The following is a 13,782-nucleotide window of genomic DNA, read 5'->3' as shown; positions in this document are numbered from 1 at the left end:
CAGGAACCCGTACGTCCGACGGTGAGAGGAGCCGTGCCTGATGACCGTCCAGAATAGATGGTACAGTTCACAACATGGCGATCAACCTCTCGTCCAGCTCCTACCTCGTGCTGGGGCTGATCGGCCTGCGCGGGCCCAGCTCGTCCTACCAGCTCAAGCGGGCCGTCGAGCGCTCGGTCGGGTACTTCTGGCCGTTCCCGCACAGCCAGCTGTACGTGGAGCCGCGGCGGCTGGCCGAGGCCGGGCTGCTGGCGGAGTCCGCCGAGACCGAGGGACGCCGCCGCCGGACGTACTCGCTGACGCCGGCGGGCCGCGAGGCACTGCGGGAATGGCTCCGCGACCCCGGCACCGAGGTCTTCCAGGTCCGCAACGAGGCCGAGCTGAAGCTCTTCTTCAGCGAGCTCGGCGACGAGGGGACGGCGGAACGGCTCGCCGAGGCGCAGGTCCGCTACCACCAGGGCCGGCTGGAGGAGTTCCAGAAGATGCTGGAACGCCTGATCGACGTCCCCGACCTGGAGAAGCGGGTGGCGCCGCTCGTCCTCGGCGTCCGCATCGAAGAGGCGTGCCTGTCGTTCTGGCACGACGTCCGCGACTCGGGCGTGCGCGGCGCGCTGGCCCGCACACGCCTGCCGGGTGGGCACGACGGGCCTCACCCAGGCTGAGAACCGCACGGCGCCCGAAGCGGGCGAGAAGGGGACGCACATGGTGATCGCCGACATCGCCCACCGAGGACTGCGCTGCCGGGGCCCGCGCCAGGAGACGCTCCTGCGGATGCTGGAGAACACCCTCACGCACGCGGAACGTCCGGACGACCTCATCGTGTACGCGGGCCTGGCGAAGGCCGCCCGCGACCACGCCGCCCTGAAGCTCGTGACCGAGGCGCTGCTGACGCTGGAGGAGCACGAGACGCTCGTCGTCCAGTCCGGCAAGCCGATCGGGGTGTTCCCGACCGGGACGCGGGCGCCGCTGGTCGTGATGGCCAACAGCAACCTGGTCGGCCGCTGGGCGACCAGCGAGCACTTCTACGAGCTGGAGCGGCGCGGCCTGATCGCCTGGGGCGGGTACACGGCGGGCGACTGGCAGTACATCGGGTCGCAGGGCATCGTCCAGGGGACGTACCAGACGCTCACCGCCGTGGCCGACGAGCATTTCGGCGGCGACCTCGCCGGACGGCTCGTCGTGACCGCCGGGCTCGGCGGCATGGGCGGCGCGCAGCCGCTCGCGACCGTCATGGCGGGCGGCGTCGCGCTCTGCGTCGAGGTCGATCCCGAACGGATCGGGAAGCGGATCGCCGGCGGCTACCTGCAACGCGCCACCGAGTCGATCGACGAGGCGGTGGCATGGGCGCTGGAGGCGGTCGCGTCCCGGACGGCCGCGTCCGTCGGGCTGCTCGGCAACGCCGCCGACGTGCTCCCCGAGCTGCGCGAACGCGGCCTGGTGCCGGATGTCGTCACCGACCAGACGGCGGCGCACGACCTGATGTACGGGTACGTGCCGTCCGGCATGACGCCCGCCGAGACCGCGGCCCTCCGCGAGCGCGACCCGGACGGGCTGGCCCGCCGCGCCCGCGACTCCATCACGACGCACGTGGAGTGCATGCTCGCCTGGCAGGACGCGGGCGCCGTCGTGTTCGAGTACGGCAACAACCTGCGGGCGCAGGCGGCGGAGAACGGCGTCGACGCGTTCCGCATCCCGATCTTCATCGAGCGGTACATCAGGCCGCTGTTCTGCCGGGGCCTCGGGCCGTTCCGGTGGGTGGCGACGTCCGGCGAGCAGGCCGACATCGACCTCATCGACACGATGGTGGTGCGGGAGTTCCCCGGGAACGCGCTCGTCCAGCGGTGGATCCCGACCGCGCGGAAGTACGTGCGGCAGGCCGGGCTGCCGTCCCGCATCTCGTGGCTGGCGCACGGCGAGCGGGCGAGGCTCGCGCTGCTGGTCAACGAGGCCGTGCGGGGCGGCGAGCTGCGCGGCCCGGTCGCGTTCACCCGCGACCACCTGGACGCCGGCGGCGTCGCGCAGCCGCTGCGCGAGACGGAGAACATGCCGGACGGCTCGGACGCCGTGTCCGACTGGCCGCTGCTGAACGCGCTGCTCACGGCCGGTTCGGGCGCCGACCTCGTGGCGATCCACGCCGGCGGCGGCGGTTACGCGGGCTACATGCAGAGCGCCGGGGTCACGCTCGTGGCGGACGGCACCGCCGCCGCGGACGAGCGGATCACGGCGGCGCTCACCGCCGACACCGGCATCGGCATCATGCGATACGCGGACGCCGGGTACGAGGCGGCGGCCGACGCCGTCCGCGCGAGCGGCCTGCGATGGTTCGGGTGACCGGGGCGGGCCGCGGGTCCCGCTCCACCCGGAGGGAGTAGCGCGTGCCGGTGATCGACCTTGAGAACGGCCCCGTCACCATCGCGGGCGCGCTCGACGTGGAGCGCACGCCCACCGGCCTGATCCCGCGGCGGCTGCCCGCCTGGACCCGCCCGCAGCTCACCGACCCTTACCTGCGGCTGATGGTGCCGAGGCCCGCCGGGGTGCGGCTCGTGTTCCGCACCGAGGCGGACAGCGTCGAGCTGGACGTCTTCGTCACCCGGTTCCGCAACGCCTACTTCCCGCTCTTCCCCGTCGCGTTCGACGCGGTCGCGAACCGGCGCCGGGTGATCACCGAGGAGGTGCGCGGCGGCGACGTCTGCGTCGTCCGCGCGGGTCAGGTGGTCGAGACCGAGCGGGGCAAGCCGGAGACGATCCGGTTCGAGGGGCTCGGCACGTCCTGGAAGGACGTCGAGATCTGGCTGCCCCAGGCCGCGATCGTGGAGCTCCGGGAACTGCGCGCGGACGGCATCGTCGCTCCCGGCGAGCTCCCCGGACGCCGCTGGGTGCACTACGGCAGCTCGATCAGCCACTGCGCGGAGGCGGGGAGCCCGACCGGCGCCTGGCCGGCGTGGGTGGCGCGGCGGGCGGGGCTCGACCTGACGTCGCTGGCGTTCGCCGGGAACTGCCATCTCGACCCGTTCGCCGCCCGGACGATCCGGGACCTGCCCGCCGACGCCATCACGCTCAAGATCGGCATCAACGTGCAGAACCTCGACTCGCTCAAGGAGCGGACCTTCGTCCCGGCGCTGCACGGGTTCCTCGACACGGTCCGCGACGGGCATCCGCGGACGCCGCTGCTCGTGGTGTCGCCGATCAGCTGCCCCACCGCCGAGGACCGCGCCGGGCCGACCGTCCAGGACGAGACCGGCCGCTACCACGCGACGGGCGACCCGTCGTCCGGCCTGACCCTCACCCGCATCCGGACGCTGATCGAGGAGATCGCCGAGACGCGCGCGGAACACGACCCGCACCTGCGCCACCTCGACGGGCGGGCGCTGTTCGGCCCGGACGACACCGGCGACCTCTACGACGGCCTCCACCCGAACGCGGCCGGATACCGCCGCATCGGCGAACGTTTCCACGCGCACGTGTTCGGCCCGTCCGGCCTGTGGCCGGGTCTGAGCGGCGCCCCGGGCCTGGGGGGCGCGTCTCAGGAGACAGGCCCACGATGACGACCGAAGGGCGAACGGCATGGCAACGGTAGCGACGGACGATCACGCGGCCCGCGTGCTCGGCCTCATCGATCGGCACGCACCGGAACTCGTCGCGTTCCTCCGCGATCTTCTCCGTATCCCGAGCGTCTGGGGCGACGGACCGGCGCTGACGGCCGCGGCGGAGCATCTCGCCGCCCCGCTCGCCGACGCGGGCCTCGCGGTCGAGCTTCCGGGCTCGGGCACGGACGGCATGCCGAACGTCCTCGCCCGCGCCTCCGGCGCGGGCGATCCGGGAGACGCGCTCATCTTCAACGGCCACATGGAGGTGTATCCGCCGTCGCGGTCGTGGCGGCGGGACCCGTTCGGCGGCGAGATCGACGGCGGCCGCATCTACGGCGTCGGCGTCGCCGACATGAAGGCCGGAACCGCGGCGATGACGATGGCGACGGCGATGCTGGCCAGGGCCGGGATACCGTTGCCGCGCGACATCGTGGTCCTCGCCGTCCCCAACCATTTCGAGGGCGGGGAGGGCACCCGGCAGGCGCTCCGCGACGGGCTGCGCGGCGCGTACGCGATCAATTGCGAGCCGAGCGGCCTGCGGGTCCTGACCGGCCAGCGCGGCATCGCGTACGTCACCGTGACCGTGCGCGGCCGGGCGGCCCACACCACCGCGCTCGACATCGGCGTGAACGCCGTGGCGCGGGCCGCGGACATCGTCCGCGAGGTGCTCGCGATGCCGATCACCGGCCCGGACGGCGAGGTGCTCGACGACGTCAAGATCTGCAACGCCGCGCAGATCTCCGGAGGGGTGGCGCACAACCTCGTCCCGGAACGCTGCGAGATCACGTTCGACTTCCGGTTCCCCGCCGCGCAGACACAGGACGACGTCCTGCGGGACGTGCGCGCCGCCGTGGAACGCGCCGTCGACCGCCTCGCCGAATTCCCGGTGGACGTCGAACTGGAGGCGACCTGCCTGAAGAACCCGCGCAGCTCCCTTCGGGTGCCGCCCGGCGAACCCCTCCTCGCCGACATCGCCGCCGCGCACCGCCGCAGCACCGGCGAGGCCGCCGCCCACGACGTGCATCCCGCCTGGCCGGACACGCCGATCTTCTGGGAGTCGGGCATCAGGGCGGTCACCTACGGCCCCGGCTCGATGGACTGCTACTGGGACGACGAATGGGTGGCGGTCCAGGACTACCTCACCGCCGTCCGGACCTACGCCGTCGCGGCGCTGACGCTCGGCGGCACCGATGCCTGACCAGCCCGCGCCGGTCGAAGAGATCTGCTCCGACCTCATCCGGTTCGACACGACGAATCCCGGCGGAACCGAGCGGAAGGCCGCCGAGTACGTCGCGGCACTGCTGTCCGACATGGGCCTGGAACCCCAGGTCATCGAGGCGGAGCCGGGACGCACCAACGTCGTCGCCCGGGTCGCCGGAACCGACCCCGGCGCGCCCGCGCTCCTCATTCAGGGCCATCTCGACACCGTCCCCGCCGACGCCTCCGACTGGTCGCGGCACCCCCACAGCGGCGACATCGCGGACGGCCACGTCTGGGGCCGCGGCGCCGTGGACATGAAGAACGCGGTCGCGATGACCCTCGCCGCGGCCCGCGGCACGCTCACCGCTGGCCGGAGGCCGCGCCGCGACCTCGTGCTGGCGTTCCTCGCCGACGAGGAGACCGGCGGACGGCTCGGCGCCGGTCATCTGGTGACCGAGCATCCGGACCTGTTCGAGGGGTGCGCGGCGGCGATCGGCGAGGTCGGCGGGTTCAACGTGCCCGTCCCGTCCGGCGGCCCGCCGCTGTTCGCGGTGTCGGTCGCCGACAAGGGGCTGCGCTGGTACGAGGTGCGGGAGGAAGGCGTCGCCGGGCACGGCAGCATGATCCCGCGCGACAACCCGATCCCGCGGCTCGCGGAGACGACGCTGCGGCTGGTGTCGTCCGCGCGCCCGTACACGGTGATCGATCCGATGCGGGTGCTGGCGTCGGAGATCGCCGGACGTCCCGTCACCGACCCCGCCGACGTCGCGGACGTCCTGGCGACGCGGACCGGGCCGTTCGCCCCGATGTTCGGCGCCGGGATCCGCACCACCGTCAACGTGACGAGGATCGGGGCCGGTTACAAGGAGAACGTCATCCCCGGCGAGGCGTGGGCGCGGTTCGACTGCCGTTTCGTTCCAGGACACGAGGAGGAGGTCGACGAGCACCTCGCGTCCCGGCTCGGCGACCGGACGAAGGTGTCACTGCTGCGGCGCAGCCCGGCCGTCCTTTCCGACCACGAGGGCGAATGGTTCGGTCTTCTCACCGAGGCGCTGCGCGGGGAAAGCCCTGGCTGCGCCGTCGCGCCGTTCGTGTTCAGCGGCGGCACGGACAACAAATGGTTCCGCACGCTCGGTATGGAAACGTACGGATTCACGCCGATGCTCCTACCTCCCGGTTACGACTATCCGGCGATGTTCCATGGCGTGGACGAACGCTGCCCTGTGGACTCGCTCCGGTTCGGTGTACGAGTAATGGAAAGACTGATGTCACTGTGAGTGGAACGCGAGGGCCCAGGGTAGCCATCATCGGCTGCGGACTCGGCGGCATCGCCGCAGCGGTGAAGCTCAAGAAGAAGGGGCTCGACTTCACCGTCTTCGAGCAGTCGGAAGGACCGGGCGGCACCTGGTGGGACAACCGGTATCCCGGCTGCGAGGTCGACATCGCGTCCCACGCCTATTCCTTCTCCTTCCTGACCTATGACTGGACGCGCACCCACGCCGGACAGGAAGAATTGCAGCGGTACGCCGAGCATGTCCTCGATCGGTTCGATGTGCGGCGGCACTGCCGTTTCGGCGTCCGTGTCGAATCGGCGACCTGGGACGAGGAAACGGCACGCTACGAGGTGCGCCTGGCGGACGGCACGGCCGAGCCGTTCGAGGTGGTGATCAGCTGCCTCGGCCTGCTCAGCCGCCCCCGCTACCCCGACTGGCGGGGCCTGGACCGTTTCGAGGGCCCGAAGTTCCACACCGCGCGCTGGGAGCACGAGCACGACCTGACCGGAAAGCGGGTCGCGGTCGTCGGGACGGGCTCCACCGCCAGCCAGGTCGTCCCCGCCATCGCCGGAAAGGTGGGTCAGCTCTACGTCTTCCAGCGGCAGCCGGGATGGGTCCTGCCGAAGGGCGAACGCGACTTCACCGCCCGCGAACGGGCCATCTTCCGACGGCTGCCGTTCGTCCAGAAGATCCGGCGGCTGTTCATGTTCTGGAAATTCCGGATGGTGTTCAAGGGATACAATCCGCGCGGAAGAATGCAGCGGAAGATCCTGCGGCTGTGCCACGAGTACCTTGAGAAAACGGTGGAGGACCCGAAGCTGCGCGCCCAGCTGACGCCCGACTATCCGTGGGCGTGCAAGCGCCCGGTGTTGTCGACCGGTTTCTATCCGGCGCTGAACCGGCCGAACGTCGAACTCGTCCCGCACGCGGTCACGCGGGTGACGCCGAACGGAATCGTGGACGCCACGGGCGTAGAGCATGACATCGACGTCCTCATCATGGCCACCGGTTTCGAGACGACGAAGTTCCTGGCGTCGCTGGATGTGCGCGGCACCGGCGGCGTGTCCATTCACGACACGTGGAAGGACGACCCGAGGGCGTTCCTGGGCATCACCGTCCCCGGATACCCGAACTTCTTCATGCTGTACGGCCCGAACACCAACGGCGGGTTCTCCGTCATCGCACAACTCGAACGGCAGGCCGAGGTCGCGGCGCGGACGGTCGCCGAGATGCGGCGCAAGCGGTTCCGCGCCGTCGACACCCGCCCGTCGGCCACCGACCGGTGGGTGCGGTGGGTCGACGGCCAGATCGGCAAGAACACCTCGTCCAGCGACGGGGGCTGCACGAACTACTACCATGCCGAATCGGGCCGCAACGTCACGCAATGGCCGAAGCCGCACGGCGAGTACTACCTGCTCACCAAGGCGCTGCCCTTTTTCGGCTTCATCAAAGTGCGATGACGCCGCACGGTCTTGAGGCGCTCCGGGCCGCCGACCCGGAATTCTTCGCCGCCTGCGTCGAACTGGCGAGCGTCCCCCACCGGCATTCCGCACTCGACGCCAAAACCCGCGAGCTGATCGCGCTCGCGGTCAACGCCGCCGTCACCCACCTCCACGAGCCGGGCATCCGCCGCCATGTCCGCGGAGCGCTCGACCACGGCGCGACCCGCGCGGAGATCATGGAGACGTTCCAGCTCGTGGCCGTTCTCGGAATCCACGCGGCGAGCACCGGCTTCCCGCTCCTGCGCGACCTGGCGCCCTCGTCCCGTCCGGACCCCGACCGCGAGGCCTTCAAGGCCGAATTCGTCCGGCGCCGCGGCTACTGGGACGAGTCCTGGGAAGACGTGCTGCAGCGCGCACCCGCCTTCTTCAGCGCCTATCTGAACTTCTCCGCGATCCCCTGGGAGAGGAGCGTCCTCGAACCGAAGGTCAAGGAGCTGATCTACATAGCGATCGACGCGTCGGCCACCCACCTGTTCACGGACGGCCTCAAGGTCCACATCGCCAACGCCATCAACCAGGGCGCGACACCCGACGACATCGTCACCGTCTTGGAAATCGCGAGCACGATCGGCATCCAGACACTGGAAGTCGGCCTCCCCATCCTCCAGCAAGAACTGGACCGCTCCGACACCACAACTTGAACAACCCAAGGGCCGCGGTCTCGGGCGGTCGCGGGACCCTGCCCGAACGACGGCCTGTGGGAGAAGAGGCCCCTTGCAAAGCTTCTACACCTGTGTGTGTCAGCCTGTGCCAATGCCGCCGAGCCAACAACGAGCCAACATGGCTGTCGGTAGTTGTACCCAACGGACCTGCTCCGAACTGTACGCCTAAAAGAAGCATATACGTTGAGGGCTGCACCCACCACGGGATGTAGTAATGCGAACACATGGGTGTAACGGTATCGGTCTTGTGAGCCGGTCCTGATTGGCTTCGGCGCATTGGAGAAGGCGTTGCCGTCTTCGCGTCCTCTTCCATGTCCTCTTAGTAGAGGAGCCAGCAGCCGCGGAACCCGTCGCGTGTGGTACCGCGTGTGCGGTGCAGTGGGACCCAGGGTGACCCCAGGCGTGATCAACTGCGGCTGCCGAAGCCGCGTTTGCTCACGCTTGTGGCGAGGATGTGTCCTAGAGTGTTCGTCGATACTCTTAGGGCTTTGGGAGGACGGGCATGTGCGGTTGACCTGGGAGAATCCGCTGATGTTTCAACTGCTTTGGATGGCGGCGTTCGAGAAGCCAGGTCCCGATAACCCGATTCTCGTAGTCGTTGGCATGGTGGCGCTTGTCATCTTTCTTATCGGCTGCGTCGTGGCCGGGTTCCTTGCCTTCAGTGGGCGGTGGCGTTCCTGGTACCCCATCAAGGTGAACACGACGACCTCCCCACTGGTGTTCCCATGGATGGCCGGTGCCATGCTGCTTATGCTGCTCGCGGTGGGGCTGCACTACCTTCTCGATCCTATTCCGCTGTGGCTGGGAGGTTTCCTGGCCTGCTGTTCTGTATTTCAATGCGTCATCGGTGGGATCTATATCGTTCCGCCCCGCCGGATGCTGCCCAGCTGGATCCGGGAACTCCAGTGACCGAGAGAACTCAGGTGTTCGAACTTCGGAGCGCCCGACTTCAGGATTTCGCATCGTAGATGTGTGCCTACGTGAGAAGAAGGTCCGTAAGTGTCGACCCGCGTTCAGGCCACGGTGCCAGCGCAAGGGCCGCACGCTCACCGAGGACTACAGGGCCGGATTCTGGCCGCCTACGGCGTGCTGCCCGAAGGCAGTCCGAACGCGGCGCCCTGCTGCGCGCCGAACGGCTCTACCACTCCCGTCTCGAGCACCGGCAGAGAGGTCGGCTGGGCCGGGCGGCCCTTCCGGGGGCACGCCCGGCCGGGGTGTGGTTCGGGGACTACTTGGTGGCGTACTTCGCGATGGCGTTGCTCGCCACGTGGTTGTGCCGCCAGGACGGCAGGTGCTCGTAGATAAGGTCCCCGAACGCCGGTGCGAGCGGCTGGCCGACCCAACCGCGGAGGATCTCCGAGCCGACGGCAAGCCAGTTGACGGGGATCGCGCCGGCCTGAACGAGGCGCATGACCGCCGTGTCGTGTGTCTCTTCGGTGGTCGCCGCAGAGGCGTCTACGACGATGTAGACCTCGTAGCCACGGGCGAGAGCGGTCAAGGCGGTCAGGGCGAGACAGACGTCGGTCTGGATGCCCGCCATGATCAGCTTCTTGCGTCCGGCGGCCTCGATGGCCGCAGCGAACCGGTCGTTCTCGAAAGCGTCGAAGACCGGCGGACGGTGGATGACGGGAGTGTCGCCGAGGACCTGGGCGAGCTCGGGGTAGAGAGGACCTGCGGGAAAGTCCTCGGGACCGGCGGTGACGATCAGCGGTAGGTTGAACAGCTTCGCGGTTTTGGCCAGCGCGAGCGTGCCGTTGAGGTTCTCTTCGATCGTGTGCGATCCGATGAGGTTCGAGAAACCGACCTCGTGATCGATGAGGACGACCGCGCTGTTGTCGGCGGCAAGTGGCGTGTGCGGCATGGCTTTCTCCTTGGTTGTTTCCCTTGTGGTCACCGTGACGCGGCTGGTGTCAGTCAGCCGGCCTCCCGCGAGTCGCCACGAGCGTGAGGATGTCGCTCACGTCCTCGACGGCCATTTCGATGCGGCCGTAGACGCGTGGGGTGAGGAGCGTGGTGCCGTCGAAGTCGCCGGAGGATGCGAAGACGGCGACCGGGAGGGTCATCGATTGGAAGAACCCGAACAACGGGCGAAGGGCGTGTTCCAGGACCAGCGCGTGGTGATCCCCGCCGCCGGTGGCGGCGAGGAAGACCGGCTTGTTCGCGAGTGCGTACTGGTCGACCAGGTCGAAGAAGTGCTTGAACAGGCCGGTATATGAGCCGCGGAACACCGGGGTGGCGGCTATGAGCAGGTCGGCTTCCTCGGCGCGGCGGAGCGCGTCCTCGATCTCGGGGGCGATGCCCTCCCTCTCGAAGGCTCCGGTGAAGGCGGGGCCGAGCCGGTAGACGTCGATCCGGGTGTGCTCGACCGCGACGTCGTGGACGGCGAGCACGCCGGTGAGTGTTTGCAGCACGACGCCGACCAGTCCGACGGTCTTGGACTTCTCGCTCGGGCTGCCGTTGACGACCACCACCCGCAGTGTCCGAGCCTCCTCCTGGGAGGGGGCACGGCCGGTGCGGCCGCCGATGAGAGCCCGCTGGTCGCTCACGGTGGCGGTCACGCCGCCTGCTCCTTCCGGGAGCCGACCTCACGGCGTACGACGGGGGCGACCTCGGTGCCGAGCAGTTCGATCGCCTCAAGGACGTCCGACTGAGGCATCCCGCCGAAGCCGATCTGGATCAGGGCGCGGTCCAGGCCGTAGAGCTCGTGGTAGGCCAGCAGCTTCTCGATGACCTCATGCGGGCTGCCGACGACGAGACCGGCGTTGGGGGAGGTCTGGGCTTCGAAGGCGGCCCGCGGCATCGCGAACCCGCGGCCACGCTGGTGGTTGTTGGCCATCATGCCCTCCGCGAAGTAGGGGTACATCGTGTCGCGGGCGCCCTGGCTCGTACGCCCGACGTAGCCGTGAAGGTTGATGCTGGTGCGCAGCGTGGCGGGGTCGTGCCCGGCCTGCTGTGCGGCTTCTCGGTACAGGTCGATGGTCTGCTGGTGATGTGTGATCGGCCCGAGCAGCAGCGCCATGGCCATGGGGAGGCCGAGTCGGCCGGTGCTGATGGCGGAGGCGGGGGTTCCTCCGACGCCGACCCAGATCGGCAGTTCCTTTTGCATCGCGCGGGGACCGACGTCGGCGGCGTCCAGTGCGGGGCGGAACCGTCCGTTCCAGGTGATCGGGTTTTGCGCGCGGATCCGCAGCAGCAGGTCGAGCTTCTCGCGGTACAGGTCGGCGTAGTCGGCCAGGTCGTAGCCGAAGAGGGGGAAGGACTCCGTGTAGGAGCCGCGGCCGGCGATGATCTCGGCCCGGCCTCCGGAGAGCTGGTCGAGTGTGGCGAACTGTTCCCAGACCCGCACCGGGTCGTCGGAGCTGAGCACGGTGACCGCGCTGGTCAGCCTGATGTTCGTGGTGGCCTGGGCGGCCGCGGCCAGTACGACGGAGGGGGCCGAGCCGACGAAGTCGGTGCGGTGGTGCTCCCCGACGGCGAACAGGTCGAGACCGACCTCGTCGGCGAGCCGCGCCTGCTCGATGGTTTCCTGGGCGCGCTGGTGCGCGGAGGGAAGCGTGCCGGTATCCGGGTCGGCGGTGATCTCGGCGAACGTCATGAAGCCGATCTCGAAGGGGGATCGCTCGCCGGTGACGGTGGTAGGCAACGTGCTCTCCTTACGGTCTTGTGCGGACGCCGTTCGGTGTCCCGAGCACAATAAGCTGCCTGCGCAGACAAATATTCCGCACTGCGTACTGCCTGCGCAGACATGTACGCCCCGCGATGACGACGGCTGTCGCGGTACGATTCTGAAGTGGCGACTCCACGTCTGAGCGACCTTGAGAACGAGGCCTGGCAGGGCTTCCTGTATGCCCACGACCGCATCTGGCGTGAGATCGAGGCAGGGATCGCGCCGCTGGGCGTGAGCATGGCCGAGTACAGCGTCCTGTCCCTGCTCGGTCGAGCCGGTCGCTCCGGCATGCGGATGTCCGAGCTGGCCAGGGATCGGCTGATGTCGACCGGTGGTTTCACCCGGCTCGCCGACCGGCTGGAGCGCCGCGGGCTCATCGAGCGTCAGCGTGCGGCCGGAGACGGACGCGGCTACGTCGCCGTCCTGACACCCGATGGGCGCAACCTCCTGCGCAAGGCATGGAAGCAGCAGCATGCCGACGTGCGCCGACTCTTCCTCGACCGTCTCGACGACGACGACCTACACGCCCTCACGCGGATCTGGTCACGCCTCGGGCCGGAGAGCGACGAGGGGGCGAGCCGGCGGTGACCGCACCGGCCTCAAGTGAGTCGCTTGCCGATCACCCCAAGCGGACACCGGCACGGCCTCCGGGTACAACGCCCCCAGTCGACTCACCGAGGCGCGCGCCACTCAAGCGCCATCTCCTCGCCGTACACCTCGAGGGCGCCGGCCACCACTCCGGCAGGAGATCCGCCAGTTGGCGCTGCGGTTGGCCGATGAGAACCGGGCTGGGTCACCGGCGAGCTGATCGGGCTAGGCCACCGGATCTCCGCGGCTACCGTCTGGCGGATCCTGCGCCGCGCCGGTGTGGACGGCCTGGCGGGAATGACCCCGAAGGCCTTCTGCGCCTGCATCCCGTTCCCAGGAGGGCCTCATCCTGTCCCCAGGCATGATCAACCGGATGCGGCGCCGAGTGCGTTTGGCCTGGTCGCAGGTGGTGGGTTGCGTGGGACTCGAACCCACAACCTACGGATTAAAAGTCGGCTGCTCTCGTATCAGAGCAGTGCTCTCGCTGTCAGGCTGTACCGCTCTGTCCGCCTCCAGCACTATTTTCATGCCGCCACATCCCGCTGCGTGTCAGTCTGTTTCGAAGCCGCCGAGCAGCCAACGAGCAAAACTGCGCGGGCCGCGATAGCGCGCCAGGGGCCGAGTCTGCTGTCGCGGTGTTGCGGGTTCCTCCCGGCCTCCAACTCTGTGACCTGGTCGGCAGCACGAACCACGGGCCGCGCCCACACTCCTGGACATGAGCCTCTTCATCACTACCGTCGGCGCTGTGCTGACCACGTTGCTCGGTGTGTTCGTGGGTGGGGCGTTGAGTCATCGTCTGCAGCAACGGCAGTGGTCAGGTGACCGTCGGGCAGAGGACTGCGCTCTGGTTCTGCGCGAGTCTTCCAACGGATCTGGGGGCTCAGGCGTCGCGGTATGCGTTAGACGTAGCGCCGGTTCGAACCCAGCACGGGGTCCGCCGCAGACCGGCGCTCACGGTCGTCCCATCGGGCGCCCGCCTAACGATCCCGTCCCCCGGTTCACAGTCTTGTGATCGTCTGGATCCGTGGCCGAGGTTCTTTGAGGCGCTGGACCGGGAGAGCGGCAACGTCTCGGGTGTTGCTTGGCTGGTGGGGGTGGACCGTGCCACGGCGTTTGACTGGGGGCGGGTGAGGAGGTGGTCTGCGGCTTCTCGGCCTCGTCGTTGTCGCCGCCCTCGGGCCCATATCCAGGCCCGTGCGCATCAGTCGAAGGTGGTGGAGATTTCGTGCCAGCCGCCGGGAACGAAGGTGGTGGCTTCGTCCGGCCCCCAGGTTCCTTTGGCGTAGGGGAGGGGCTGGGAGG

12 protein-coding genes are annotated in these 13,782 nt (G+C 69.1%); 9 read left to right on the top strand and 3 right to left on the bottom strand.

Going from position 1 to position 13,782, the window contains the following annotated elements; all coding sequences use genetic code 11:
* The first annotated feature begins 74 nt into the window (after positions 1-74).
* The 8 genes from E1264_RS07580 to E1264_RS07545 all read left to right on the top strand — a co-directional run bounded on the left by E1264_RS07580 (position 75) and on the right by E1264_RS07545 (position 9,134).
* Entirely contained in the window at positions 75-662 is a 588-nt protein-coding gene (locus E1264_RS07580; protein WP_132170995.1) for a PadR family transcriptional regulator, read from the top strand.
* The gene (locus tag E1264_RS07575) at positions 634-2,331 is read left to right on the top strand and encodes a urocanate hydratase (protein ID WP_347813367.1); all 1,698 of its coding nucleotides are present in this window, start codon (positions 634-636) and stop codon (positions 2,329-2,331) included. Before E1264_RS07580 ends, E1264_RS07575 begins: the two co-directional genes overlap by 29 nt.
* A 44-nt stretch (positions 2,332-2,375) precedes the next feature.
* The gene (locus E1264_RS07570; RefSeq protein ID WP_132170993.1) at positions 2,376-3,545 is read left to right on the top strand and encodes a GDSL-type esterase/lipase family protein; all 1,170 of its coding nucleotides are present in this window, start codon (positions 2,376-2,378) and stop codon (positions 3,543-3,545) included.
* Between the two features lie 19 nt (positions 3,546-3,564).
* A complete protein-coding gene (locus tag E1264_RS07565) occupies positions 3,565-4,785 on the top strand; it encodes a M20/M25/M40 family metallo-hydrolase (RefSeq protein WP_132170991.1) in 1,221 nt (406 codons plus the stop codon).
* On the top strand, positions 4,778-6,064 hold the full coding sequence (locus E1264_RS07560; protein WP_132170989.1) for a M20/M25/M40 family metallo-hydrolase: 1,287 nt from the start codon (positions 4,778-4,780) through the stop codon (positions 6,062-6,064). Before E1264_RS07565 ends, E1264_RS07560 begins: the two co-directional genes overlap by 8 nt.
* Positions 6,061-7,521 carry an NAD(P)/FAD-dependent oxidoreductase gene (locus E1264_RS07555; RefSeq protein WP_165964053.1) on the top strand — a complete coding sequence of 487 codons (1,461 nt, stop codon included), beginning with the start codon at positions 6,061-6,063 and terminating at the stop codon, positions 7,519-7,521. Before E1264_RS07560 ends, E1264_RS07555 begins: the two co-directional genes overlap by 4 nt.
* Positions 7,518-8,204 carry a carboxymuconolactone decarboxylase family protein gene (locus E1264_RS07550; protein WP_165964052.1) on the top strand — a complete coding sequence of 229 codons (687 nt, stop codon included), beginning with the start codon at positions 7,518-7,520 and terminating at the stop codon, positions 8,202-8,204. Before E1264_RS07555 ends, E1264_RS07550 begins: the two co-directional genes overlap by 4 nt.
* Positions 8,205-8,756: 552 nt before the next feature.
* The gene (locus E1264_RS07545; RefSeq protein WP_132170983.1) at positions 8,757-9,134 is read left to right on the top strand and encodes a hypothetical protein; all 378 of its coding nucleotides are present in this window, start codon (positions 8,757-8,759) and stop codon (positions 9,132-9,134) included.
* A gap of 319 nt (positions 9,135-9,453) precedes the next feature.
* Here the strand turns inward: E1264_RS07545 and E1264_RS07540 are convergent, their stop codons facing one another.
* Genes E1264_RS07540 through E1264_RS07530 form a run of 3 tightly spaced genes read right to left on the bottom strand, consistent with a single transcriptional unit; the run spans position 9,454 to position 11,868 of the window.
* Complete coding sequence (locus E1264_RS07540) at positions 9,454-10,086, bottom strand: isochorismatase family protein (protein WP_132170981.1); 633 nt, start codon at positions 10,084-10,086, stop codon at positions 9,454-9,456.
* Positions 10,087-10,135: 49 nt separating this feature from the next.
* On the bottom strand, positions 10,136-10,783 hold the full coding sequence (locus tag E1264_RS07535) for an NAD(P)H-dependent oxidoreductase (RefSeq protein WP_207935775.1): 648 nt from the start codon (positions 10,781-10,783) through the stop codon (positions 10,136-10,138).
* Positions 10,780-11,868 (bottom strand): LLM class flavin-dependent oxidoreductase, encoded by a 1,089-nt coding sequence (locus E1264_RS07530; RefSeq protein ID WP_207935774.1) that lies wholly within the window; start codon positions 11,866-11,868, stop codon positions 10,780-10,782. Before E1264_RS07530 ends, E1264_RS07535 begins: the two co-directional genes overlap by 4 nt.
* 147 nt (positions 11,869-12,015) lie before the next feature.
* Here E1264_RS07530 and E1264_RS07525 point away from each other — a divergent pair, with 147 nt between their 5' ends.
* Positions 12,016-12,480, top strand: a complete 465-nt coding sequence (locus E1264_RS07525; RefSeq protein ID WP_207935773.1) for a MarR family transcriptional regulator — start codon at positions 12,016-12,018, stop codon at positions 12,478-12,480.
* Positions 12,481-13,782: the final 1,302 nt, after the last annotated feature.

Source organism: Actinomadura sp. KC216 (assembly GCF_004348535.1).
Classification (GTDB): Bacteria; Actinomycetota; Actinomycetes; order Streptosporangiales; family Streptosporangiaceae; genus Spirillospora.
Note: the sequence above shows the minus strand (reverse complement) of the source record. Positions and strands in the feature narration are given on the sequence as shown.

What these genes read in the sequence shown, in the direction of transcription:
- E1264_RS07560 (WP_132170989.1), top strand. Translation starts at nt 4,778, where the DNA reads ATGCCTGACCAGCCCGCGCCGGTCGAAGAGATCTGCTCCGACCTCATC.
- E1264_RS07545 (WP_132170983.1), top strand. Translation starts at nt 8,757, where the DNA reads ATGTTTCAACTGCTTTGGATGGCGGCGTTCGAGAAGCCAGGTCCCGAT.
- E1264_RS07565 (WP_132170991.1), top strand. Translation starts at nt 3,565, where the DNA reads ATGGCAACGGTAGCGACGGACGATCACGCGGCCCGCGTGCTCGGCCTC.
- E1264_RS07540 (WP_132170981.1), bottom strand. Translation starts at nt 10,086, where the DNA reads ATGCCGCACACGCCACTTGCCGCCGACAACAGCGCGGTCGTCCTCATC.
- E1264_RS07550 (WP_165964052.1), top strand. Translation starts at nt 7,518, where the DNA reads ATGACGCCGCACGGTCTTGAGGCGCTCCGGGCCGCCGACCCGGAATTC.
- E1264_RS07580 (WP_132170995.1), top strand. Translation starts at nt 75, where the DNA reads ATGGCGATCAACCTCTCGTCCAGCTCCTACCTCGTGCTGGGGCTGATC.